This is a genomic window from Pseudonocardia sp. ZF1, assembly GCF_056835605.1.
Genome location: NZ_JAJNBY010000001.1, coordinates 2349103 through 2369970 on the forward strand (window position 1 = coordinate 2349103; position 20868 = coordinate 2369970).

General features: G+C 74.3%; 22 protein-coding genes. 16 read left to right on the top strand and 6 right to left on the bottom strand.

What is annotated here, in order from left to right:
- Positions 1–696 precede the first annotated feature (696 nt).
- From ZF1_RS11575 to ZF1_RS11610, 8 genes are all read left to right on the top strand, one after another.
- On the top strand, positions 697–1011 hold the full coding sequence (locus tag ZF1_RS11575) for a hypothetical protein (protein WP_482637240.1): 315 nt from the start codon (positions 697–699) through the stop codon (positions 1009–1011).
- Entirely contained in the window at positions 1008–2930 is a 1923-nt protein-coding gene (locus ZF1_RS11580) for an AAA family ATPase (protein WP_482637241.1), read from the top strand. Before ZF1_RS11575 ends, ZF1_RS11580 begins: the two co-directional genes overlap by 4 nt.
- The gene (locus ZF1_RS11585) at positions 2927–3589 is read left to right on the top strand and encodes a hypothetical protein (RefSeq protein ID WP_482637242.1); all 663 of its coding nucleotides are present in this window, start codon (positions 2927–2929) and stop codon (positions 3587–3589) included. Before ZF1_RS11580 ends, ZF1_RS11585 begins: the two co-directional genes overlap by 4 nt.
- A 3-nt stretch (positions 3590–3592) precedes the next feature.
- The gene (locus ZF1_RS11590; RefSeq protein WP_482637243.1) at positions 3593–4195 is read left to right on the top strand and encodes a hypothetical protein; all 603 of its coding nucleotides are present in this window, start codon (positions 3593–3595) and stop codon (positions 4193–4195) included.
- A gap of 58 nt (positions 4196–4253) precedes the next feature.
- Positions 4254–4535: a hypothetical protein gene (locus ZF1_RS11595; RefSeq protein WP_482637244.1), complete on the top strand. Its 282-nt coding sequence runs from the start codon at positions 4254–4256 to the stop codon at positions 4533–4535.
- 273 nt (positions 4536–4808) lie between these two features.
- A complete protein-coding gene (locus ZF1_RS11600) occupies positions 4809–5306 on the top strand; it encodes a hypothetical protein (RefSeq protein WP_482637245.1) in 498 nt (165 codons plus the stop codon).
- 85 nt (positions 5307–5391) lie between these two features.
- Positions 5392–5964 carry a recombinase family protein gene (locus ZF1_RS11605; protein WP_482637246.1) on the top strand — a complete coding sequence of 191 codons (573 nt, stop codon included), beginning with the start codon at positions 5392–5394 and terminating at the stop codon, positions 5962–5964.
- 62 nt (positions 5965–6026) lie between these two features.
- Positions 6027–7142 carry a tyrosine-type recombinase/integrase gene (locus ZF1_RS11610; protein ID WP_482637247.1) on the top strand — a complete coding sequence of 372 codons (1116 nt, stop codon included), beginning with the start codon at positions 6027–6029 and terminating at the stop codon, positions 7140–7142.
- Between the two features lie 214 nt (positions 7143–7356).
- On the opposite strand, the gene ZF1_RS11615 is transcribed toward ZF1_RS11610, so the two are convergent.
- Positions 7357–7998 carry a LysE family translocator gene (locus ZF1_RS11615; protein ID WP_405417767.1) on the bottom strand — a complete coding sequence of 214 codons (642 nt, stop codon included), beginning with the start codon at positions 7996–7998 and terminating at the stop codon, positions 7357–7359.
- 182 nt (positions 7999–8180) lie between these two features.
- Here ZF1_RS11615 and ZF1_RS11620 point away from each other — a divergent pair, with 182 nt between their 5' ends.
- The 3 genes from ZF1_RS11620 to ZF1_RS11630 all read left to right on the top strand — a co-directional run bounded on the left by ZF1_RS11620 (position 8181) and on the right by ZF1_RS11630 (position 10249).
- Positions 8181–8792, top strand: a complete 612-nt coding sequence (locus tag ZF1_RS11620) for a GDSL-type esterase/lipase family protein (protein WP_405417764.1) — start codon at positions 8181–8183, stop codon at positions 8790–8792.
- A gap of 96 nt (positions 8793–8888) precedes the next feature.
- Positions 8889–9482, top strand: coding sequence for a DinB family protein (locus ZF1_RS11625; protein ID WP_224402827.1), 594 nt, complete (start codon positions 8889–8891; stop codon positions 9480–9482).
- 62 nt (positions 9483–9544) lie between these two features.
- Positions 9545–10249 (top strand): hypothetical protein, encoded by a 705-nt coding sequence (locus tag ZF1_RS11630; RefSeq protein WP_482637248.1) that lies wholly within the window; start codon positions 9545–9547, stop codon positions 10247–10249.
- Between the two features lie 16 nt (positions 10250–10265).
- On the opposite strand, the gene ZF1_RS11635 is transcribed toward ZF1_RS11630, so the two are convergent.
- Positions 10266–10679 carry a VOC family protein gene (locus ZF1_RS11635; protein WP_208820245.1) on the bottom strand — a complete coding sequence of 138 codons (414 nt, stop codon included), beginning with the start codon at positions 10677–10679 and terminating at the stop codon, positions 10266–10268.
- A gap of 87 nt (positions 10680–10766) precedes the next feature.
- Here ZF1_RS11635 and ZF1_RS11640 point away from each other — a divergent pair, with 87 nt between their 5' ends.
- The 3 genes from ZF1_RS11640 to ZF1_RS11650 all read left to right on the top strand — a co-directional run bounded on the left by ZF1_RS11640 (position 10767) and on the right by ZF1_RS11650 (position 12786).
- On the top strand, positions 10767–11678 hold the full coding sequence (locus tag ZF1_RS11640) for a LysR family transcriptional regulator (RefSeq protein WP_482637249.1): 912 nt from the start codon (positions 10767–10769) through the stop codon (positions 11676–11678).
- A 57-nt stretch (positions 11679–11735) separates the two neighbouring features.
- The gene (locus ZF1_RS11645; RefSeq protein ID WP_482637250.1) at positions 11736–12245 is read left to right on the top strand and encodes a hypothetical protein; all 510 of its coding nucleotides are present in this window, start codon (positions 11736–11738) and stop codon (positions 12243–12245) included.
- A gap of 64 nt (positions 12246–12309) precedes the next feature.
- The gene (locus ZF1_RS11650) at positions 12310–12786 is read left to right on the top strand and encodes a hypothetical protein (protein ID WP_226369509.1); all 477 of its coding nucleotides are present in this window, start codon (positions 12310–12312) and stop codon (positions 12784–12786) included.
- A gap of 11 nt (positions 12787–12797) precedes the next feature.
- Here ZF1_RS11650 and secD read toward each other — a convergent pair whose 3' ends face one another.
- Both secD and ZF1_RS11660 read right to left on the bottom strand, forming a co-directional pair.
- Complete coding sequence (secD, locus tag ZF1_RS11655) at positions 12798–15104, bottom strand: protein translocase subunit SecD (RefSeq protein WP_482637251.1); 2307 nt, start codon at positions 15102–15104, stop codon at positions 12798–12800.
- A 95-nt stretch (positions 15105–15199) separates the two neighbouring features.
- Positions 15200–15568, bottom strand: a complete 369-nt coding sequence (locus ZF1_RS11660) for a hypothetical protein (protein WP_482637252.1) — start codon at positions 15566–15568, stop codon at positions 15200–15202.
- Positions 15569–15726: 158 nt separating this feature from the next.
- Here ZF1_RS11660 and htpG point away from each other — a divergent pair, with 158 nt between their 5' ends.
- Together htpG and ZF1_RS11670 are read left to right on the top strand one after the other, a co-directional pair.
- Positions 15727–17655: a molecular chaperone HtpG gene (gene htpG / locus ZF1_RS11665; protein ID WP_482637253.1), complete on the top strand. Its 1929-nt coding sequence runs from the start codon at positions 15727–15729 to the stop codon at positions 17653–17655.
- Between the two features lie 81 nt (positions 17656–17736).
- Entirely contained in the window at positions 17737–18783 is a 1047-nt protein-coding gene (locus ZF1_RS11670) for an ABC transporter substrate-binding protein (protein WP_476654447.1), read from the top strand.
- A gap of 195 nt (positions 18784–18978) precedes the next feature.
- On the opposite strand, the gene ZF1_RS11675 is transcribed toward ZF1_RS11670, so the two are convergent.
- Positions 18979–19599 (bottom strand): TetR/AcrR family transcriptional regulator, encoded by a 621-nt coding sequence (locus ZF1_RS11675; protein ID WP_062402483.1) that lies wholly within the window; start codon positions 19597–19599, stop codon positions 18979–18981.
- Between the two features lie 22 nt (positions 19600–19621).
- Complete coding sequence (locus tag ZF1_RS11680) at positions 19622–20797, bottom strand: cytochrome P450 (protein WP_482638696.1); 1176 nt, start codon at positions 20795–20797, stop codon at positions 19622–19624.
- Between the last annotated feature and the right edge of the window lie 71 nt (positions 20798–20868).

Genomic DNA, 20868 nt, shown 5'->3' on the forward strand with positions numbered 1-20868 from the left:
GCCGGGAGGGGATAGGTAGAGGTCAGCGGCCCGTGGGGGAGTCCCGGGACCGGGTGGGAGTCCCCGCTGTCACGGGCTACCGGGGCGCCGCGATGACCCGTACCCGGACCGGCCGGGTGTGCTGCCCGGTAGAGCGTCGGGGCCCGGGTCGGGGTGGTCCCCACCATTGTGAGCAGGTACAGAAAGTCAACATTTGTGAGCAGGTACAGAAATGCAACATTCAATTGATCTGAGTTAAGCTATTCACCACTACGGTTCCGGTCCTTTACATTCGGGTCGTCCATTTCGATTGATCCCGTCATAGGAGGACACATGATCCCGACAGGGACAACCGACGCCCCCCGTTTCACCACTGCTCCGCCCCCTGCTGCCGGTGGCCGCTACGCCCAGGTCGCCGAGCCTCGCCCGGTGCCGGGTGCGCCGTCTGACCTGCTCACCGTGCGCGGGTTGGAGGCCGAGTGGCCCGGGCTCGCTCCCAGGTGGATCAGGGGTGTGGTCGACCGGCGAGCGGTGCCGCTCTACAAGGTGGGCGCCCGGATTCTGGTCTCGCGCGCCGAGTTTGCGGCGTTTCTGGCATCCGGCCGTATCGAGTCACAGCACTAGCAAGCAATAGAAAAGCGCCCCCGCTAGTGATCCGGCGGGGGCGCTCGGTGCCGGGAGCCAATCCGGCGCAACAAGAAAGGTACTGAAGCGATTATGCCTGATCAGAATGTTTTTGGCGAGATGGCCCGGGACCTGTCCAAGCGGCTGAGCCGTCCCACACTCGCCCGGGACCTGCTCGCCGCCCTGGTCACCGCCGACGCGGTGGAGCACGTCCTGTCCGCCGTCGGCGAGCACGTGGACGACCCGGACGCGCTGTACGAGCACCTGACCCGGGTCCTGCGGCCCGAGGTCACCGACGCGCTGGCCGCCGCCGTCGAGTCCTACCCGGACGACCTCTGCCACGACCTCGCCGCCCACCTCTACCCCGGCCTGCCCGACGGCTTGGACGACCTCGCGGACCGGGCATGACCCGCATCGCCGACACCGACGCGGGCAAGATGCTCGCCGGTGTCCTGGCCGGTGGCGTCGCGCTGCTCGACGAGATCGACCGGGTGCCCGACGAGGCGCTCCGTGGTGACCCGACCATGCAGGCCCTGCTCGTCGCGATGAGGGACTACCGCGCCCGCACCGGCGGGATGATCACCCGGGATGCTCTGCTGTCGACGGCGGGAGACGCCGGGTCTAAAGCGCAGGCAGGGGAGGCATACGACGCCCTGACCTCGATGGACGCCCCGGATGCTGCCGGTGTGCGTTGGTACGCGGACAAGGTGGTGGACGGCTACACGAGGTGGCTGACGACCCGGGCCTACAGCGAGGCGTCCGAGGTACTGACCGGCTCGGTGACCGAGGAAGCCGACCGGCACGGCCGTCCCGGGCGCACGTGGTCGGGGGCGGCGGACAGCCGCGAGTACCTGGCCGCACGGCTGGCCGAGATCGACGCGGTGGACCAGGCAGCGCGGTCCGGGCCGGGGGAGGTCGACGGCCACGGGATGCGGTCGGTCGCCGACCTGCGGGCCGCTGTGGCCGCCGAGGGCCCGCCCCGGTACCTGCTGCGGGGTGTGTGGCCGTCGGGTGCGTACGGCGTGCTCGCCGCCGAGCCTAAGGCGCAGAAGACCTGGTGTGCGATCGACGCGGCCGTGAGCGTGGCGTCGGGGACGCCGTGGCTCGGTGCGGTGCCGGTCGACACGGCCGGGCCGGTCCTGCTGTTCGCCGGTGAGGGCGGGGCCCGGGCGACCCTGCGCCGGATCGACGCGGTGTGCGCTGCCCGGGGGGTCGACGCCGACGCGCTGCCGCTGGCCGTGGTGACCCGCGCGCCTCATCTGACAGATGAGGTGCATGTCATGCGGATGCGCACGCAGGTGGCAGAGCACCGGCCCGTGCTCGTCGTCCTGGACCCCCTCTACCTCGCCGCGCGGGGCGCTGACCTGCGGGACCTCTACTCGATGGGCAGGGTTCTGGAGACGGCACAGCACCTGTGCACCGACGCCGGTGCCGCACTGCTCGTCGTCCACCACCACAACCGGGGCCAGGGCACCGGGCCGGGGCGCATGTCCGGTGCCGGTCCCGCCGAGTGGGGCCGGGTGCTGATCTCCGCCGAGGTGAAGGCGCGCCACGCCGACCGCGACCACGACGGCGGCACCGATGTGGTCACCGTGCTCTCGGTGGTCGGTGGGGAGGTGCCCGACCAGGCGTGGCGCGTGCGGCGCCGGGTGTGGGCCGATGACCCGGGGGACCTGGCCTCGCCTCTGCACGTGGTCACCGAGGCGGCGCCGGTGGTCGACGACGTAGCCGGTGACGGTGGCGCGGACGGCCCGAGGCTGTCACCGGCCGGTCAGCGGTTCTTGGAGGCGCTGACCGGTATCGGTGTCGAGTCGACCGGGCCGGAGGTCAACGACCGCATCGCCGACGGCCCGTTCGGTAACGGGTTGAAGTCCTCGACGCTGTCGCGGGCCGGGCAGGAGTGCGTCGCGGCCGGGCTCGTCGTGGCGACGCCGGGTACGACCCGGTTCGCTCCGACCCGGTGGCGGCTGGCCGCGTGGCCGTCCGCCGACGCCGATTCGACTACGGACGGTCACGACCCGGACCCGGACCCGGTCTCCGTTCCCGTCGTTCCCGGGAACGGTGGGAACGACGGAGCGGGAACGGGCGGAGGTACCCCCTCGTTCCCCGGTTCCCACCGTTCCCACTCCGTAGGTGGGAACGTGGGAACGGGAACGGGAACCGGGAACGTGGGAACGGACCTGACCGGGCTCGTACCCGGGTTGGGAGCGGGAACGGGGAGCGACGCCGGGTACGACCCGGGTCCGGTCACGGATCGTGAGACCGACCCGGTCACCCTCGCGATCCTCGCCGGGACGTCTCTGGCACCGGCGGGGGACCCCGCGTGAGCGCCCGCGCCGAGGCGGTCCGGGTCGTGCTCGCCGCGCTGGCCGACGGGCCCCGCCCGGCCGGGGAGGTGGCCGCCGCCGCTGCCCGTGCCGGGGTGTCCGTCCGCACCCTGCGCCGGGCTGCCGACGCACTCGGTGTCACCCGGACCCGGGTCGGCACCGGCACGACCTGGTCCCTGCCGAGCACTACCGACACCACCCCGGGCGCAGACCCGGACCGACGAGAGGAGACACCTGTGAGTGATCCAAAAATGCCGGCCGTTTCCGGGCCGCTGGCCCTGCTCGCCGTCACCGACGGGCTGACCCTGTCGGGGCGGGTGCTGGCCCGGGGGGACCGGGTCGTGCTCGACGCCGAGGCGGTAGCCGCCACCCGGGACCGGCACGGGCAGTCCTGGTGCGACGACCTCAGCCCGCAGGGCCAGATGGCCCGGTGGGGCGCCGTCCACCTCGCGGTGGACGAGACGGACCCGGAGACGGTGCGAGACGCTGACACGGGCGCTGAGACGGTCACCCGTCCCGCACCGTTCCGTCCTGACCCGGTCGAGACGGTCGCCGGGCCGCGCAACCTGCGGCTGACCCCGGAGGGGTCGGTTCCGTACATCACCGGGCTCGGTGGGGACGGCGCCGTCTCGGTGGTCGCCGACGACCCGGGACGGTGACCCGTGCCGTCCACCTGCTCGGTGTGCGCCCACCCGGACCGGGAGGCGGTCGACCGTGCCGTCTCGTCGGGGGTGTCCATCCGGGACACGGCGGGTCGACACGGGCTGTCCCGCTCCGCCGTCCACCGGCACGCCGCCGGGTGCCTGCGGCTCGGTGCCCCGGCCGGGCGCCTGCGCGCTGCGATCGACCGCGACGCGCTCGCCGAGGTCGTCGCCGACACCCTTGACCGAGCCCGGGAGGCCCTGGACGACGCCGAGGCACGCCCGGACCGGCGGGCCCGCCGCGAGGCGCTGGTGACCGTCCTGCGGGCCTGTGACACCGCCGCACGGGTGCTGCCACCGGCCGAGGCGGTCACCCACCCGGAGACCGCCGCGCTGCTGCGCACGCTCGCCTACGCCGATCTGGACCCGGGTGCCCGGGCTGCGATCACCACCGGGCTACGGGAGCAGGGCGCCGACGACCTGGCCGACGCCGTGGCGCAGGTCTGGGCCCGGCGCCCGGCTCTGCTGGCCACCACCACGAGAGGACTGACAGATGATCACCTCGCTCTACCGTCCGACACCGGCGCAGCGGGCCGCACACGACCTGCTCCGCCGCTTGTATGACCGGGACGTCGACTCCCGGCGAGAGCTGGGTATCGCTCTACCGCCCGACCACGCGGCCGTGGCCGCCGCTCTGCGGGACCTGGACCGGGCGGTCGGGTTTCCCGAGGCCGACGACGCAGACCTGCCGCCGGGGGAGGGGCTGCGCCGGTGGTGGTGGCACTACCGCGCCGACCTCGCTCCGCTCGACCAGGCCGCGCTCTTTGCCGGGTCCGACCTGGCCGACCACCTCATCCGGGCCGCCACCTGGCGCCTTGCGCCGGAGTCCCCGCCGGAGATGGTGGAGCGCATCGTGGACCGCCACATCGGCAGCGGCACCCGGGGACCGGTGCCCCGTGGGTAGCCCGCCGTGGACCGGCTCCCCCGACTTCCCGTGGACCCGGGATGCGGCCGGTACCTGGCGATATGACCCGGATTCCGACGGCAACGGCCCGGGAACGGCCGGGTCCGGCCCGGTGCGGCTGTCCGCCGATGTTCAGGTCCCTGTGTTCAACCCGGAGGACCCGTGGGAGGTGACCGAGGCCGAGGCGCAGCGGCTGGCCGAGAGCGCCGAGTGGTCCGACTACGTCGCCGCCGAGGTGTCCGACGTGCTCGCCCGACACCCGGGCTACGGGTCGTGACCGAGACGCCCGAGTACGCCCGGCGCCTGGTGTTCCGCGACGGCGAGGTGGAGGCGCTGACCGACCGGCTGTTCCACATCACCGAGGAGTTGGCCGCAGGCACCCTCTCGTCGTCGGTCGGCGGTGCCCGGGGCCGGGTCGCCGCCGTGCTCGACGCCTTGGAGTACGCCACCGGTGACTTGGAGGCCATCGCGATCCGGGCGGGTGTGCTGCCCGGTTTCGAGATGCCGGAGGGGGGGAGACAGGGGTACAGGGGTGTACCCGGGTCCGGGGCGGTGGGAAAAACTGGGCTCATGCCCGACCCGGACCAGGTGGCCGCCGCCCTGCGCTCGATCGTGGACGGCGTGCGGGACGCCCCCGACACCACCGCCGACCCGGTGCAACTTGCCTACCTGCGGGGGTGGGCCGATGCGCTCGACCACCTTGCCGAGCGTGACCGTCCCGATGTGAACGAATCGGGACACGTCTCCCGGGACGCCACCGGCGAGGCGTAGCCGCAGGTCACTCATTCCCGAAAGACCGTCCCGAAACTAGGCGCAGGCTGTAGCGTTTCGGGCCGACTTTTGGGACACTTGTCGTATGAGTGAGACGGTGGGGTACGCGCGGGTGTCCACGCAGCGTCAGTCCCTCGATCAGCAGTTGGATGCTCTGCACGGCGCCGGTGCCGAGCGGGTGTTCGTGGACAAGATGAGCGGGGCCCGGGATGACCGGACCGGGCTGGCCGACCTGCTCGCCTACGTGCGCACCGGTGACACGGTGGTCGTGGTCGCGCTCGACCGGTTGGGCCGCACCCTGTCCGGGATCATCCGCACCGTCGCCGACCTGACCGAGCGCGGTGTCGTGCTGCGGTCGCTGCGGGAGTCGATCGACACGAGCACCGCCACCGGGAACATGCTCGTCGGCATCTTCGGGGCGCTGGCCGAGTACGAGCGGACCCTGATCAACGAGCGGTCCGAGGCCGCGCGCGACGCTGCCCGGGAGCGGGGGCGCCAGACCGGGCGTCCGCGTGCGCTCAATGCCGATCAGGTGGCGCTCGCCCGGCGGATGCGCGACGCGGGGGAGTCGGTCGAGACCATCCGCACCACGCTCGGTGTGGGCCGGTCCACGCTCTACCGGATGCTGGCCGACGACACCGCTCCGGCCACGTCGTGAGCGGGTCGATCGAAGACCGGTGGGCCCGGGATGACCGGCGCGGCAAGGGAGCCCGGTGGCGGGTGCACTGGCGTGAGGCCGACGGCCGCCAGCGCAACAAGACGTTCGCCCGTAAGGCCGACGCAGCCCGCCATCTGGCGACCGTTACCGCTGATCAGGCCCGGGGTGTCTACCTCGATCCCGACGGCGCACAGACCCGGCTCGCCGACTACGCCGAGGCGTGGCGGACGGCCCAAGCGCACCGGCCCACCACCCGGGCCCAGGCCGAGACGCACCTGCGCCGGTGGGTCTACCCGACGTTCGGTGACCGGGCGGTGGGCTCGATTCGGCGCACCGAGGTGCAGGCGTGGGTGACCGGGCTGACTACCCACCTGGCGCCGTCCACGGCCCGGACCGTTTACAGCTACCTGGCCGCCGTCCTGCGGGCCGCTGTGGCCGACCGGCTCATCGCCACCACCCCGTGCGAGCGGATCACCCTGCCCCGGTCGACACCGGCGCGGGTGGAGCCGGTGGCCGTGGAGATGGTGGAGGCGCTGGCCGAGGCCGTCCCGGCCCGGTACCGGGCGCTGGTCCTGCTCGGTGCCGGGACCGGGTTGCGCCAGGGCGAGGCGTTCGGGGTGAGCCTGGACCGGATCGACTTCCTGCGCCGCACCCTCACGGTGGACCGTCAGCTCACGGTCATCACCGGCGCCCCGTACCTGGCCCCACCCAAGACTCCGGCCTCGCACCGGGTGATCCCGTTGCCCGGGGTCGTGCTCGACGCGCTGGCCGCGCACCTGGCCGCCTACCCGGCCGCAGAGCAGACGATCACCTACCGGGCGGGCAACGCCGCGCCGGTGGAGACCCGGGCCGCGCTGGTGTTCACCACCGACGGCGGGGCACCGATCCGGCGGACGCACTTCTCCGAACGGGTGTGGGGCCCGGCCCGGGAGGCGGTGGGGCTGCCGGGTGGGGCGTCGTTCCACGACCTGCGCCACTTCTTCGCGTCCCTGCTGATCCGGCACGGGGAGTCGGTGAAGACGGTGCAGGCCCGGTTGGGGCACGCGAGCGCGGCCGAGACGCTGGACACCTACGCGCACCTGTGGCCGGACTCCGAGGATCGGACCCGGGCTGCGGTGGACGGCGTGCTCTGCGCTCCCCGTGTTGCCCAGGCGTTGCCCGCCGGTGGTGGGCGGTGAGTGAATCCGCAGGTCAGAAGCTGTGCACTACGCCGGGTCCGCTGTCTCCGGCTTACAGACCGGCTCGTCCGCACCCCAGCCCCGCCCGTCGCCCGATCCCCACCGGGCACCCGGTCCGCGACGGGGCCGGCACCGGCGCGAGGTCGTGACCACGCCGTCCGGGGCGCCGGGGAGGACCGGGACGGCCCGGCTCCCGTGGTCCGCGTGGGTCGGGTCAGCTCGTCGCCGGGCCGGGGCCCAGTGCGGTCCTGACGGCGAACCCGCCGAGCACGGTGCCGGCCACCCACCGCTGGACCGTCATCGCCCGCGGCCGTGCGGCCAGGAACCCGGAGACGGACGCGGCGGTGAGGACGATCAGCCCGTTGACGGTCACCGCGACGGCGATCTGGACCGCTCCGAGCTGCAGGAGCTGGCTCCCGGTGGCGCCGTCGGCGGGGTTGACGAACTGGGGCAGCAGCGCGGCGTACATCAGCGCGATCTTCGGGTTCAGCAGGTTCGTGAGCAGCCCCATGCCGAACAGGCGCCGATCACGCTCGGGCGCGAGGTCGCGGGCCTCGAACGGCGACCGTCCGCCGGGGCGCAGCATGCCCCAGGCGAGCCAGGCGAGGTAGAGCGCCCCCGCGATCTTCACCGCGGTGTAGGCGGCGGGGACGGCGACGAACAGCGCCGAGAGCCCGGCCGTCGCGGCGAGGAGGTAGCAGAGGAAGCCGACTGCGGTACCGGCGAGCGACACGAGTCCGGCGCGCCGGCCCTGCGAGATCGCCCGGGAGGTCAGGTACACCATGTTCGGCCCCGGGGTGAGGACCATGCCGAGGGCGATCACGACGACACCCAGGGCTGCGGACGGTTCGATCACGACGACTCCTCACCGAACGGCTCGTGACCGGGAGCGAATCACGCCGACGGCCTGCGGACCAGTGGATTCCCGGGTGTGCCGTGTCGCTCGGACGGCTCCGGGACCGGGCTCGCCGGCCGGGGGCCCGCGCGGACGGGGGGCGTGGCGGCGTGGTCGCCCCGGGCACGTGTGACGATCTGCCGGTGAGCAGCACCCGCGACCTGCGCGTCGTCGCGCTGGGGGACTCCTTCGTCGCCGGTGTCGGCGACCCCGACTGCCGGGGGTGGTTCGGCCGCCTCGTGGCGGCGGTCGGGCGCCGGGGCATCCCGACGACCGCCTACAACCTGGGGATCCGCCGCGACACCAGCAGCGACGTCCTCGCCCGCTGGGAGCGCGAGACGGGCGCACGCCGTGCCCCCGGGTGCGACGAGCGCCTGGTCCTGTCCTTCGGTGTGAACGACGGCGTCGAGGAGGACGGCCGGTGCCGGATGGAGGCGGACGTCACGGTCGCGAACCTGACCCGGCTGCTCGCCGGGGCCGGGGCCGCGGGCCTGCCGGCCTTCGTCGTCGGACCCCCGCCGATCGCGGACGCGGCGGTGAACCGGCGGGTGCGGGACCTGACCGCGCGGTTCCACGGGGTGTGCGACGCCGCCGGGGTGCCGTTCGTCGACGTGTTCGACGCGCTGTCGGCCGACGAGGTGTGGACGACCGGGGTCCGCGACGGGGACGGCGCCCACCCCGGTGCCGACGGCTACGACCGCCTCGCCCGGCTCGCGATGCCGGCGTGGCTGTCGTGGATCGGCGCGGCCCGGTAGCGGATCCGCACGCGCTCCTCCGCCGTCGAGGACCGGACCTGACCGCATCGGGCGGCACAGTCGTCCTCGAACCGCTCCCGAGCACCGGAGGACCCCATGTACGCACCCGCCCGCCACGACGAGGTCACCGGCCTCCTGAACTACATCGACGTGCAGCTCACGGCGATCCGCTCCGCGCTCCTCGGCCTCACCGAGGAACAGGCCCGCGCGACCCCGTGCCGCAGCGCGCTGTCCGTCGGTGGCCTGGTCAAGCACGCCGCCTACTGCATGCGCGGCGCGCTGGACCGGCTGACCGGTGACGTCACCGAGCAGCCGCTCGACGCGGCCGCGGTCGCCCTGTTCACCGGCAGCTTCACCGTCGGCGACGACGAGACCGTCGCCGCGACCGTCGAGGAGTTCGACCGGGTCCGGGCCGAGCTGCTCGCCACCGTCGCGAAGACCGACCCGGCCGGCGACTCGACCGCCCCGCCCGCCCCCTGGCACGGGATCTACGACGCGCGGCCGATCCACGCCCGCTACTACCTGGTGCACCTGGTCGAGGAGTTCGCCCGGCACGCGGGGCACGCCGACATCCTCCGCGAGCAGATCGACGGCGTCGCGGTACCCGCGCTGGTGCTCACCCTCGCCGGGGCGCCCGCCAACGACTTCTTCCAGCCCTACGAGGCGGCGCCGGGCACGCTGCTGGCCTGAACCGGGTGGTATCCCCGGGCGTCCCCGGTCGTTGATCCCCACGACCGGCTCGGGGAGGGCGGATGCGTCGAGGACGACGGAACGGACTGATCGCCACGGCCGCGGCCGTCGTCGCGCTCGTGGGGCTCGCGTCGCTGCAGCCCGCCGTCGCGGTCGGTCCGTTCGGCCCGTCGGGGCGGGTGACCGTCACCCCGGCGGCGTCGAACCAGTTCGCCGGGACCCTCGACGAGGGTTCCGGCAGCCGCGAGTTCACCGCCCGCCACGGTGCCCCGCCCGACGGCGGCAGCGGCGCCCTCGAGCTGCGCACCCCGGGCGACGGGGACAAGCGCCAGTACGTCACCGACGAGGTCGCCGGCCCGTTGTCCCGGTTCACCGACGCGAGCTACTGGGCGTATCGCGACCCGGCGTCGTCGAGCGGGGCGATGCCGTCGTTCGCGATCGCCGTCGACGTGAACGGCGGCACCCTGGAGGCCGGCGACCTGCACGTCCTCACCTACCTGCCCGACCGGGCCCCGGCCGGCACCTGGACCCGCTACGACGTCGGGTCCGGCACCTACTGCACGACACAGCAGATCGGCCGGGTCGACGCCTACCGGCAGTGCCGCGACGGCGGCGAGCAGCGCACGCTGTCCGACATCATGGCCGCCTACCCGGACATGACCGCCTACGCCGCCGGGTTCAACCAGGGCGGCGGCGACGCCGGGCTGGTCTCGGCCGTCGACCTGCTCCGGGTCGGCGGGCGGACCTACGACTTCGAGCCCGGCTGAGCCGGTCGCGGCGACCTCAGGTCACGCAGAACTCGTTGCCCTCGGGGTCGCACAGGGTGGTGGTGACCGGGCCGCGGTCGGCCGTCGTCCACAGCACCCGGGCGCCGAGCGCGACCAGGCGCTCCACCTCCGCGGGGGCCTCCTCCGGGCCGACCTGCAGGTCCAGGTGCACCCGGTTCTTGGCCGACTTCGGCTCCGGCACCCGCTGCACGAACAGCCGCGGACCCGGCCCGCGGGCGGTGGCGACGTCGCGGAAGCCGCGCCGGTCGCCGTCGACGAGCACGTCGGCCTCGCCGAGGTGGCCGGCGGCCAGCAGACCGTCGACGACGGCGGTGTGGTCCTCCACCTCGTAGCCGAGGGCGGCCGCCCAGAACCGCGCGAGGGCATGCGGGTCGGCGGCGTCGAACGCGATCTGCAGGGTAGGGGTCACGGCGACGATCCTGACCCCGGACGCGGACAGTGCCCGTCCGCATCGGACGTGTCGACCCAGGGTACGGAGCTGCCATAGGCTCGGCCGGTGCAGTACGACTTCACCGACCTGCGGCTGTTCCTGCACGTCGTCGCCGAGGGGTCCATCACCGGCGGTGCCGCGCGGGCCAACCTGAGCCTGCCGTCGGCGAGCGCACGGGTCCGCGCCCTGGAACGCCACGCGGGGGTCGAGCTGCTGGTCCGGGAGCGGCGCGGGGTCCGCACCACCCCGGCCGGGCGGGCCCTGGCCCGGCACGCCCGCGAGGTCCTCGACCGGGCGGCGCGCCTCGACGGCGCGATCGCCTCCTACTCCCGGCCGACGAGCGCGCCGCTGTCGCTGCTCGCCGGGAGCTCGGCGATGCACGACCTCGTGCCGCGGGCGGTGACGGCGTTCCTGCTGGCCCGGCCGCACTCCGACGTCGACGTCACCCTGCGGCGCAGTGTCGAGACCGCCCGCACCCTCGCCGACGGCGGGGCGGACCTGGGGATCGTGCTCGACCACGTGGCCGCCGGGCAGGGACTGCGGGCGGAGCCGCTGTGCGACGACTCGCTGGTCGTCGTCGGCGCCGGGCACGGTGTGCTCGACGGCCGGGACACGATCGCGTTCGCCGAGGCGGCCGAGCACCCGATGGTGGGGCTGGCCGCGTCGTCGCCGCTGCAGCTCTCGCTCGACGCGCAGGCGGCCGACGCCGGGCTCGCGCCGCGGTACCGCACCCGCGCCGCGGACCTGGGCACGGTGGTCGCGCTGGCCGAGGCGGGCGCCGGGATCGCCGTCGTGCCCCGTCGCGCGGCCGCCGTCCCGGCCCGTGCCGGGCGTCTGCAGGTGGTCGCACTGGGGGAGCCGTGGGCGCGGCGCGGGCTGTCGCTGTGCCGGGGCGCGGCCCTCGAGCCGAGCTCGCCGGGATGGCCCGCGGTGCTGGCGCTCGCGGACCACATCCACTCTGTCTCTGTCACAGCCTAAGGCTGAAAGCGGAACTTCCGCATTGTCCGGGGAGCTGGACGGGCCGACCCTCGACCCATGAACCCCTCCGGCGAGCCCGACGGTGTCGAGCGGGCCCTGACCGGGCTGCGGCGGGTCGTCGTGCCCGTCGCGGCCGGACTGCTCCTGCTGCTGGCGATCGCGGTCGGCGACGCCGCCGAGACCGCCGCCGCCCGGGCGGCCGGGACCACCCGGGTGAGCGCGACCGTGCTCGGGACGACCGCGGGACCGGGGCCCGTCGACGTCGGCTGGACCGACGGCCGCGGCGTCGTGCGGACCGCCACGGTGACCGTCGGCGGGCGGGTCGCGCCCGGGTTGACGGTCGGGCTGTGGATCGGCCCCGACGGGGTCCCGGCCGCCCCCGAGCACCCGACCGAGGTCCGGACGGCCGGGATCCTGCGGTCGGCGACGGTGCTGGGCGTCGGCGGGGCCGGCCTGGTCGCGGTGTACACGGCCGCCGGCGTCGCCGGCCGCGCACGGGCGGCGGGACGGCTGGACCGCGAGTGGCGCGCGGTCGAGGCGCGCTGGCGGGAGCTGCCCCGCGGTTGAGCGGAACTGTCGGGGGTCCGGTGCAGCATGCGTCCCGACCCACCCCCGAGCACCGGAGGCCCCCGTGGACCAGCCCGTCACCGCGGATCCCGTCATGGACGCCGTCGGCGCCGCCGTCGAGGCGGGCCGTGCCGGTGACCGGGCCGGGTCCCGCGCCCGGTTCGACGCCCTGTGGGCGCAGGTGACCGCCGACGGCGACCCGTTCCACCGGTGCACGCTGGCCCACTACGCCGCCGACGTGCAGGACGACCCGCACGCCGAGCTGCTGTGGGACGAGCGCGCCCTGGCCGCCGCCGAGGAGCTGACCGACGAGCGGGCGCAGCGCCACCACGCCGGGCTGACGGTCGGCGGGTTCCTGCCGTCGCTGCACCTGAACCTGGCCGACGTGCACCGCCGCCTCGGCGACGACGACCGGGCGCGCCACCACCTGACCCGGGCCCGGGACCGGGTGGGGGCGCTGCCCGACGACGGCTACGGCGCGATGATCCGCGCCGGGATCGACCGCTGCGGCGAACGCCTCGACCTCGGCGACCGCACGTGAGGGAGCAGCACTCAGACGACCGCGCCGTCGCCGGCGCGGCGCCGTGCCCGGTCGGCCTTCGACGGGTGCCGCCGTCCCGCCTTGCCGACCGGCTGCTTCGCTCCGGAGGTCCGCGGCGCGGGCCCGGTCCAGCGCTGCTGCAGCAGGATCGACACCGGCCCGGCGACGACGATCGTCGACACCGTCCCGACCACGATGCCCACGATCAGCGCCAGTGCGAAGTCCCCGAGGGTCGCCCCGCCGAGGAACAGCAGCATGACCAGGATCGTCAGCGTCGAGATGCCGGTGTTCACCGTCCGCGGCAGGGTCGAGAGCACCGCCGACCCCACGACCCTGTGGAACGGCACCTTCGCGTTGCGTGCCCAGTGCTCGCGCACGCGGTCGAACACGACCACGGTGTCGTTGACCGAGTAGCCGATGACGGTGAGCAGCGCCGCGAGGAACACGCCGTCGGCGGTGCGCCCGGTCCAGGCGAACACCCCGACCACCACGAGCACGTTGGTCAGCAGCGCCGCGACCGCGCCGGCGCCGAGCGTCCAGCGGAACCGGAACGCGAGGTAGAGGAACTGCGCGGCGAGCGCGACACCGAGCGCGATGATGCCGCCGCGGGCCAGCTCGGCACCGAGGCTGGGGCCGATGAGCTCGTCGCGCAGCACCTCCGCGCCGCCGCCCGCCGCGCCGACGACCTCGCGCAGCTGCCCGACCTGGGCGTCGGTGAGCTCGCCGGAGCGCAGCGCGACCGCGCCGTCGCCGGTCTCGGTGACGGTGAGCCCGGTGATCCCGGTGGTGCCGACGGCGTCGCGGACCTGCTCCACGCTCACCGGGTTCGACGTCGTGAACTCGACCAGCCGGCCGCCGGTGAACTCGACACCGAGCTCCAGGCCGCGCACGAACAGCCCGGACACCATCACCACCACCACGACACCGGCGACGGCGAGGTAGCGCCCCGGCCGCCGCAGGAAACCGGGGTCGCTCGCCTCGAGGCGGCGCCGGACCGGGCCGATCTCGGTGATACCGGTGATCCTCGGCCTGCGCTTCACCGCGGGGATCTTGAGCACGGCGAGGGTGAGCAGCCGCGAGAGCACCAGGGCGGAGAACAGCGACACGACCACACCGATGACCAGCGTGACGCCGAACCCGCGGACCGGGCCCGAGGCGAGCCCGAACAGCAGCACGGCGGCGAGCAGCGAGGTCACGGCGACGTCCCCGACCGCGGACAGCGAGTTCGCGTAGCCCATCTCCGAGGCACGTTCCAGGCGTGGCTTCGCCGCGTACTCCTCGCGGGACCGTTCGGCGATCAGCACGTTCGCGTCCACGGCCATGCCGACCGCGAGGACGAACGCGGCCAGGCCGGGCAGCGTCAGCGTGGCACCGAGCCCGGTCTGCACCGCGTAGGCGACGAGTGCGTACCCGCCGAGCGCGACGACGGCGACCAGCCCGACGAGCCGGTACACCACGATGAGGAACGCCCCGGCCAGCGCCGAGCCGATGATCGCGGCCCAGGCGCTCGCGGAGATCGCGTCGGCGCCCAGGGTCGGGCCGACGGTCCGCTGCTCGATGATCTCCACGGGCAGCGGGAGGGCGCCGCCCTCGATCAGCACGGCCAGCTCGGAAGCCTGCTCGGGGGAGAAGTTGCCGCTGATCTGGGTCTGCCCGCCGATCTGGCCGACGTTGCACGCGGTCTGCTCGGTGACCTGCGGGGAGGAGATGACCTGCTGGTCGAGCACGATCGCGATGCGCCGCTGCGGATCGCCGATCGGGGCGCACGCGGCCTGGCCGGTGAGCGACTGCCAGCGGGCGGGGCCCTCGCCGTCGAAGCTGATGTTCACGACGTGCCCGACGCCCTGCGGGTTGGGCGTCGACATCGCGGAGCCGACCAGGTCGCCGGACAGCGCGGCCGGGCCGAGCTGGAGCGGCTGGCCCTGCTCGTCGGTGCCGGGAGCGCCCCCGGCGGCGGGGTCGCCGATCCCGAGCACCGGGTGCATCGTCAGCTGCGCGGTGCGGCCGAGGGTCTCCGCGGCCTCGGCGGGGTCGGTCAGCCCGGGGAGCTCGACGATGATCCGGTTCTCCCCGGACCGGGCCAGGCTGGGCTCTGCGACACCGAGCCCGTCGATGCGCCCGCGCAGCACCTCCAGCACGCGGTCGGTGGCCTCGCCGTCGGCGGCGACCTCGGGGGTGTCGCGGGTCTCCAGGACGATCTGGGTGCCGCCGCGCAGGTCCAGCCCCAGCGTGGGGGCGGTGGTGAGCGCGACGACGGAGGACAGGGCGAGCACGGCGAGCGCGATGAGCGCCCGCCAGAGCACGGGGCGTGGCTTCACAGGGATCCTCGGCGGCGGGCGCCCCGGTCGGGACCGGGGCACGGCGGGGTGGTGCGGGGGAGTGGCGGGCGGTGGCGACCGGCGGGGTCGTCCGGTCAGGCCCGCGGCGGTCCCCGCGAGCCGACGTCCGCGGCGGACCCGGGCTCCGGGGCGGCGGCCGTCGTCCGGTCGTCGACGGGGGCGGGCGCGTCGTGCCCGAGCCCGGCGGCGTCGAGGACCAGCACGTCCAGGGCGGGCCCGGGGTGGCCGGTCGCGTCCGGGGCGACCGGACCGTCGTGCGCGGAGCGCCCCAGCAGCGCGGGCCGGGGTGCCTCGGCGGGCGCGACGTCCTGCCCGACCGAGGCCGCGGCCGTGGCCGGGACGGCCTCGGCGGTCAGCGACCCGGCGATCGGGGCGAGCGCCGCGACCAGCGACAGCAGCAGCACCGCGACGAGGCGGCGGGCCGGGCTGCGGGTCGTGCGCACGAGGGTGATCCGTCCGGTTCGGGGGGTTTCCTGCGGCGACGGTACCGGTCACCGCACCGGCGACGACGGCGCAGGGTCGGGCACCGAACGCGCGGCCGCTCGCCGTTCGGCACAATCGCGACCGCACCAGCGTGACGACCCCAGAGAGGACGACTGACGTGAGCACGGATCCGTCGACCAGCGAGAAGATCGACTCCGACACGACGGGCGGGGAGACGATCGAGTTCCAGGCCGAGGCCCGGCAGCTGCTGCGGTTGATGATCCACTCGATCTACTCGAACAAGGACGTCTTCCTGCGCGAGCTGATCTCCAACGCCTCCGATGCGCTGGACAAGCTCCGCCTCGCCGCCTACCAGGACAAGGACCTGGGCGCCGACACCGAGGACCTGCACGTCGAGCTCGTGCCGGACGCCGGGGCGCGCACCCTCACCGTCCGCGACAACGGCATCGGGATGACCCGCGACGAGGTCGTCGACCTGATCGGCACCATCGCGCGGTCGGGCACCGCGGAGCTCCTCGCGAAGCTCCGGGAGGCCGGCGACGACGCCCGCCAGGAGCTGATCGGCCAGTTCGGCGTCGGCTTCTACTCCTCGTTCATGGTCGCCGACCGCGTCGAGCTCGTGACCCGCAAGGCCGGCGCGGGCGAGGGCGTGCGGTGGACCTCCGACGGTGAGGGCACCTACACGATCGAGCCCGTCGCCGACGCCCCGCAGGGCACCGCGGTCACCCTGCACCTCAAGGCGTCCGACACCGAGGACCAGCTGCACGACTACGCCGACCCCTCGGTGCTGCGGCGCATCGTGAAGACCTACTCCGACTTCATCACCTGGCCGGTCCGGATGCCTCCCGGAATCGGCACCGCGGGGGACGCGGACGACGCCGCGCCCGAGACGCTGAACTCGATGAAGGCGCTGTGGGCCCGCCCGCAGAAGGACGTGACCGAGGAGGAGTACGCCGAGTTCTACCGGCACGTCAGCCACGACTGGCAGGAGCCGCTGGAGACGATCCGGCTCGCCGCCGAGGGCACCTTCGAGTACCAGGCGCTGCTGTTCCTGCCGAAGGTCGCGCCGATGGACCTCTACATGCGCGACGCCCGCCGCGGCGTCCAGCTCTACGTCCGGCGCGTGTTCATCATGGACGACTGCGAGGCGCTCGTCCCCGAGTACCTGCGGTTCGTCAAGGGCGTCGTCGACGCCGCGGACCTCTCGCTGAACGTGTCGCGGGAGATCCTCCAGCAGGACCGTCAGATCTCGGCGATCCGCAGGCGCCTGGTGAAGAAGGTGCTGTCGGTGCTCGGCTCGCTGCGCGACAACGAGCCGGAGAAGTACGCGACCTTCTGGGAGCAGTGCGGCCGGGCGCTCAAGGAGGGACTGCTGTCCGACGCCGACAACCGCGACACCATCCTCGGGGTCTCGGCGTTCGCCACCACCCACGACGCCGACGCGCCGACCTCGCTCGCCGCCTACAAGCAGCGGATGCGCGAGGGCCAGGACGCGATCTACTACATGACCGGGGACTCGCGGACCGCGATCGAGGCCTCCCCGCACATGGAGGCGTTCCGGGACAAGGGCTACGAGGTCTTGCTGCTCACCGACCCGGTCGACGAGGTGTGGGTCGACGCCGTCGACGGCTTCGACGGCACCCCGCTGCGCTCCATCGCCAAGGGCCAGGTGGACCTGCAGACCGACGAGGAGAAGGAGGAGGCGGCGGCGAAGCAGACCGAGTTCGCCGACCTCTGCACCTGGATGGCCGAGGTCCTGACCTCCGACGTCAAGGAGGTCCGGCTCTCCACCCGGCTCACCACCTCCCCGGCCGTCCTCGTCGGCGACGAGTTCGACATGACCCCGACCCTGGAGAAGATGTACCGGGCGATGGGGCAGGAGCCGCCGAAGGTGAAGCGGATCCTCGAGCTCAACCCGTCGCACCCGCTGGTCACCGGGCTGCGTGACGCCCGCGCCGCGGGGAAGGACGAGAGCGGCGCCGTCGAGCTGCTGCACGGCATGGCCCTGCTGGCCGAGGGCGGCGAGCTCGCCGACCCGTCCCGGTTCGTGGGGCTGCTCGCGGAGCGCCTGCAGCACGCGCTCTGATGCCGGGCGGCGCGGGGACCGAGCCGTGACGAGAGCCGCACATCTGAAGAGCCGATCAGGTGTTGTGGCTATGCTGTCGCGGTGATCGGGAACCCGCGCCGCTGGGCGCCGCTGCTCGCCGGACTGGTGCTCCTCGCGGGGTGCGGCGCGGGTGACCCGGTCGCGGCACCCGCCGGGCACGGCGACCACGCCACGGGCCCCGCCGCCGACGCGGTCGTCAACTGCGGCGTCGACGTGCCCGTGCAGCGCCCGGAGCGGGTCGTCGCGATGTTCCAGAACGGCATCGAGGCCGTCCTCGCGCTCGGGGCGGGGGACCGGCTGGTCGGCGCGGCCTACCTGGACAACCCGCTGCCGGCACAGCTCGACCCGGACTTCCGGCCGCAGAGCTACTGGCCCGAGGAGTACCCGTCGCGCGAGGAGGTGCTGCGTGTCGCCCCGGACCTCGTCGTCTCCGGCTTCACCGGCGCGTTCACCCGGGAGGGGCTCGGCACCCGCGCCGAGCTCGGTGCCACCGGCACGGAGACCTTCCTGTTCAGCGCCTACTGCCCGACCGCCGACGGCGGCGACCAGCAGAGCATCGGCGACAACGACGTGTCCTTCGCCGGCGTCGAACGCGATCTCACCGACCTCGGGCGCCTGCTGGGCGCCGAGGATCGGGCCGCGCAGGTCGTCGCCGGCATGCGCGGCACCCTCGCCGACGTCGCCGCCCGGCTCGACGGTGTCACCGACCGTCCGCGGGTGGCGATGCTGAACTCCCCGGGCAGTACCGGTGAGCTGCGGGTCTTCGGCACCGGCGACGTCGCGACGACGATCATCGAGGCCGCGGGCGGGCGGCAGGCGTTCGACACCCTCGCCGGCCGGCAGCGAACCGTGTCCCTGGAGGGCGTCGTCGCGGCGAGCCCGGACGTGATCGTGATCCCGGCCTGCTGCGGGCGCGACGTCGGCCCGGAGGGCGCGGAGCCGCTGGCCGAGCGGCTGCGGAACGACCCGGCGCTCGCCACGGTCCCCGCGGTCCGCGACGGGAGGGTGTTCACCACGACCTTCGCCGAGATCAGCCCCGGCATCCGCAACGCCGACGCGGTCGCGACGCTCGCCCGACGGCTGCACCCCGACCGGTTCGGCGGCTGAGAGCGGAATCGGCACCCCGGCCGGTTCGGCGGCCGAGGACGACGCCCGCACCGCGGCCGGTCGGACCGGCGGGCCCGGGGACCACCCGGGTTCCGGGGGCGGGAGTGCGGATCCGCCCGGCGCCGTTGCCGAGCGGACGACCGGAACCGTAGCGGGTCCGCGCCGCCCGCGACAGCGACCGTGCCCCGATCGTTGCTAGGGCTCCTCCGAGCCCGGGGGCAGCGGCGGGTTGCCCGGTCGCAGCCCGTCGAGCAGCAGCGCCAGGTAGCGGGCGCGGTCCTCGCCCGACGCCGTCTCCGCCGCGTCCGACCCCTCGGCGACGGCCAGCGCCATGACCAGGACCGCCGACAGGTCCCGCGGGGTGAGCTCCGGGCGCACCGCGCCCGCCTCGCGCGCCCGGTCCAGCAGCCTGGTCAGCGTCCGGCCGTAGCGCTCGGCGGACTCGACGTCGAACGCGCCGGCCTCGCGGGCCAGCTGCAGGATCGTCCGCCGTCCGGCGATCGCCTCCACCGCCCGGCCCAGTGACCCGGCCAGGTCGGCCCAGGGGTCGCCGTCCCCGGCGGCCGCGGTCGGCTCGATCTCCGCGACGAACACCTGGTCCAGCACCGCCCGCACCAGCACGTCGCGGGTCCGGAACCGGCGGTACAGCGTCGCGACGCCGACCCCGGCCCGGCGCGCGATCTCCTCCAGCGGGACGTCCGCTCCGTCGGACTCGAACGCCGCGGCCGCCGTGTCGACGATCCGGCGGTGGTTGCGGGCGGCGTCGGCGCGCAGCGGACGGCCCGCCGGGGAGCCGTCGAGCGACGAAGCGGTCATCACTGCACGGTATCGCCCGGCCTCACCAGGTCACCGGCAGCGTGTGCATGCCGTAGACGAAGTGGTAGGCCCGGAAGGCCTCGGGCGGGACCGGCCCGGCCGGGGCGAGGGTGGGGAAGCGGCGGAGCAGGGCGGGGAACGCCGTCGCCATCTCCATCCGTGCCAGCGGTGCGCCCAGGCAGTGGTGCACGCCGTGCCCGAACGCGACGTGTCCGGCCGCGCCGCGGGTGAGGTCGAGCCGGGCGGGGTCGTCGAACCCGGACCCGGTGTCGCGGTTGGCGGTGGGCAGCGAGCACATCACCAGCGACCGCGCCGGGATCGGGGTGTCGCGCAGGACGGTGTCGGTCGTCGTCACCCGGGCCACCCCGGTGTGCACGATCGACAGCCACCGGAGCAGCTCCTCCACGGCGGGCCGGGCCAGCCCGGGGTCGCTGCGCAGCATCGCGGCCTGCTCCGGGTCCTCCAGCAGCGCCAGGGTGCCCAGCGACAGCATGTTCGACGTCGTCTCGTGCCCGGCGATCAGCAGCAGCGACGCGATCCCGACCAGCTCGTCGTGGCTGATCTCCTCGCCGTGCTCGCGGATCAGCATGCCGAGGATGTCCTCACCCGGGTCGGCCAGAGCCGCGTCGACGAGCCGGGCCATGTAGGCGCGGTTCTCCCGGCCCACGGCCAGTCGCTCCTCGGCGGGCAGGGACACGTCGAGCAGGCGCGTCGACCGGGCGGTGAACTCGTCGCGGTCGGTGTAGGGCACCCCGAGCAGCTCGCAGATGACCATCGACGGCACCGGCAGGGCGAACAGGGAGACCAGGTCGGCACCCGGCCCGGCGGCCTCCAGCGCGTCGAGGTACTCGTCGACGATCTCGGTGATGCGCGGCTCCAAGCGGGCCATCCGGCGCTGGGTGAACTCGCGGGTGAGGAAGCGGCGCAGCCGGGTGTGCTCCGGCGGGTCCTGCAGCAGCAGCTGGCCGGCCCGCATCTGCTCCTGCTCGCGCTCCGACAGCGGCGGTGCGTCCGGGCGGGTCAGCTCGGCGCTCCCGGCGTTGGAGTAGGTCGCGGCGTCGCCGAGCACGTGCCGCACGTCGTCGTAGCGGGTGACGAGGTAGGCCTCGGCGCCGAACGCGGTCCGCACCCGTGGGACGTCGCCGGAGTCGCGGATGCGCTCCAGCTCGGCGTCGGGCAGGAACCGGTCGCGGCGCATGTGGAGCGGAAACGTGAACTCCTCGGTGTCGGTCACGTCCGCCAGCGTAGACGCATAACTGACGGTTGGCT

Bases quoted from the DNA above. Each gene is read 5' to 3' on its own strand.
- ZF1_RS11575 (WP_482637240.1), top strand. From the start codon at position 697: ATGCCTGATCAGAATGTTTTTGGCGAGATGGCCCGGGACCTGTCCAAG.
- ZF1_RS11580 (WP_482637241.1), top strand. From the start codon at position 1,008: ATGACCCGCATCGCCGACACCGACGCGGGCAAGATGCTCGCCGGTGTC.
- ZF1_RS11605 (WP_482637246.1), top strand. From the start codon at position 5,392: ATGAGTGAGACGGTGGGGTACGCGCGGGTGTCCACGCAGCGTCAGTCC.
- ZF1_RS11625 (WP_224402827.1), top strand. From the start codon at position 8,889: ATGTACGCACCCGCCCGCCACGACGAGGTCACCGGCCTCCTGAACTAC.
- ZF1_RS11630 (WP_482637248.1), top strand. From the start codon at position 9,545: ATGCGTCGAGGACGACGGAACGGACTGATCGCCACGGCCGCGGCCGTC.
- ZF1_RS11645 (WP_482637250.1), top strand. From the start codon at position 11,736: ATGAACCCCTCCGGCGAGCCCGACGGTGTCGAGCGGGCCCTGACCGGG.
- ZF1_RS11675 (WP_062402483.1), bottom strand. From the start codon at position 19,599: ATGACCGCTTCGTCGCTCGACGGCTCCCCGGCGGGCCGTCCGCTGCGC.
- ZF1_RS11680 (WP_482638696.1), bottom strand. From the start codon at position 20,797: ATGCGCCGCGACCGGTTCCTGCCCGACGCCGAGCTGGAGCGCATCCGC.